Below are 1,856 nucleotides of genomic sequence, written 5' to 3' on the forward strand. Positions count from 1 at the left end.
ACGCCCATACCCTCAACAACACCGGGATTGCCAGCCCGCGCATTCTGGTGCCGTTCCTCGAAAACCACCAGCAGGCCGACGGCACGGTGCGCGTTCCCGCTGCGCTGCGCCCCTACTTGGGCGGCAAGGAAGTTCTGGGCAAAGCAGTGCGTTGAACACGGTTCAGTCAGCGGGGCCGGGATTTGATGAAACCTGACTGAGTGTTGTATAAGGGTCGTGGAGGTTCCATGAAAAAGATTGCCCTGTTGACCGCCGTCGCTGCCCTGGCCCTCGCTTCCTGCGCTCCTAAGTACAACGCTTCGACCCAGAAGCCCGTGAACGAGCTGAGCTGCGTCCAGATCAAGGACGAACTGACCAAGCTGGCGAGCATCCGGAGCGAAGCCGAAAGCAAGTCGGGCGTGAGCAAGGAGAACGTGGCCTGGGCCATCCTGTTCTGGCCCGGCGCGGTCCTCAACGAAATGGACAACCGTGACGTCATCAAGAAAGTGGATGACCGCACGAAGGAACTCATGGACGGCGGACGCGCCAAGGGCTGCACGCTCTAAAGCTGCTCCGTCCCACAGGCCGCTCCTCCGGGGGCGGTTCTCATTTTCGTAACGGGCAAGGCAGAGGGCGCATATTCAGCTTTCCCTCTGCCTCACCTTCACCTCCTCAGCGCCGAACCAGACCAGCCAGGTCAGGCACGCGGCGAATGTACCCGGCTTCGACATTCAGGGCCGCATATTCCTGCAAGGCGGCGAGGTTGAGGGCCGTGGTGAAAGAGGTGCGGGTATACGCCCGCTGAAGCACCCGCAGGTCGAGCGCCGAGCCCGTCAGTTTGGTCAACTGGCGATTGATGGCCCCCTGCGCGGCGGCGGGCGATTTGTTCAGGAAGGCGACGGCGTTGTTGTGGGTGCCCAGAAAGGCCGTGACCAGGTCGGGGTGCGCCTGAGCGAATTTGGTGCTGACAATCAGGATGGCGCTGGGGTACTTGCCGCCGCGCCACACCGTCTTTTCATTTCCGATGACGCGGTGCCCCTGCGCTTCGAGGGCCGCGCCCCAGGGTTCGGGCACCAGCGCAGCGTCGGCCCGTTGCCCGGCAAAAGCCGCCACGATGTCGGCGGGTGGAATGGCGACCACGGTGACGTTGCCGCTCGCCGACCTGTCTTTCAGCTTGTTCTCGGCCAGCAGGTGCCGCAGCGTGATGTCCTGGGTGTTGCCCAGGCTCGGCACGGCGACCACCTTACCCGCCAGTCCAGACACCGACGAGACGCCGCTGCCTTTGCGGGCCACCAGAACGGCCCCGGCTTCGGCGGCCCCAGCCAGGAATTTCAGCGGAACACCCCGACTCGCGGCGCTGATGGCCGGGCCAGGGCCGATATACGCGAGGTCGAGCTGCCCGGCGGCGAACGCCTCGGACAGCGTGGTGCCGGAGGCGAAGGAGCGGGCATCGAGTTTGACGGGCTGCGCCCCCTTGCCGCCGTTGAGGGCTTTGAGGAAGGTGCCGCGTTCCAGGCCCACCAGTGCCGGGGCGTGGGTCAGGTTGGGAAAATAGCCCAGGCGCACGGTGACTCCGGGGCTGGCCTGTGCAGCGGCGGTGGGAAGAAGGCTCAGGGCAAGAGTGGTCAGCCAGAAACGGGACGAAGACATGCGTGCTCCTTGAAAAGAGGGAAGGGGAGAGGGGGTGGTGAATTATTGACCCAAAAGGTACACAAAGAAGTTTACAAAAAAGGTCAATTGTTTAGATGGGGGGTGCGGCTCTGTCGCTCGGCTCCTCTATCCCGACCTCTGGGCTGCGCCTTCTGCCTACGTCATACTCGCCTGCGATGAGAACGGTAACGGTAGGGGTACTCGGCAGCGGCACGGTGGGACAGAAC

Annotated in this window: 2 protein-coding genes and 1 pseudogene; 2 read left to right on the top strand and 1 reads right to left on the bottom strand. The window is 63.7% G+C overall.

All coding sequences use genetic code 11. The annotated features are described in order from the left end of the window. Together Q4C89_RS14950 and Q4C89_RS14955 are read left to right on the top strand one after the other, a co-directional pair. Nucleotides 1-155 (top strand): annotated as a pseudogene (locus Q4C89_RS14950) (serine--tRNA ligase); the annotation flags it as partial. A 72-nt stretch (nt 156-227) separates the two neighbouring features. Beyond that, nucleotides 228-545: a hypothetical protein gene (locus tag Q4C89_RS14955; RefSeq protein ID WP_303103415.1), complete on the top strand. Its 318-nt coding sequence runs from the start codon at nt 228-230 to the stop codon at nt 543-545. A 106-nt stretch (nt 546-651) separates the two neighbouring features. On the opposite strand, the gene Q4C89_RS14960 is transcribed toward Q4C89_RS14955, so the two are convergent. Beyond that, on the bottom strand, nt 652-1,629 hold the full coding sequence (locus tag Q4C89_RS14960) for an aliphatic sulfonate ABC transporter substrate-binding protein (RefSeq protein WP_303103416.1): 978 nt from the start codon (nt 1,627-1,629) through the stop codon (nt 652-654). Nucleotides 1,630-1,856: the final 227 nt, after the last annotated feature.

The organism is Deinococcus sp. (assembly GCF_030523985.1).
GTDB lineage: Bacteria > Deinococcota > Deinococci > Deinococcales > Deinococcaceae > Deinococcus.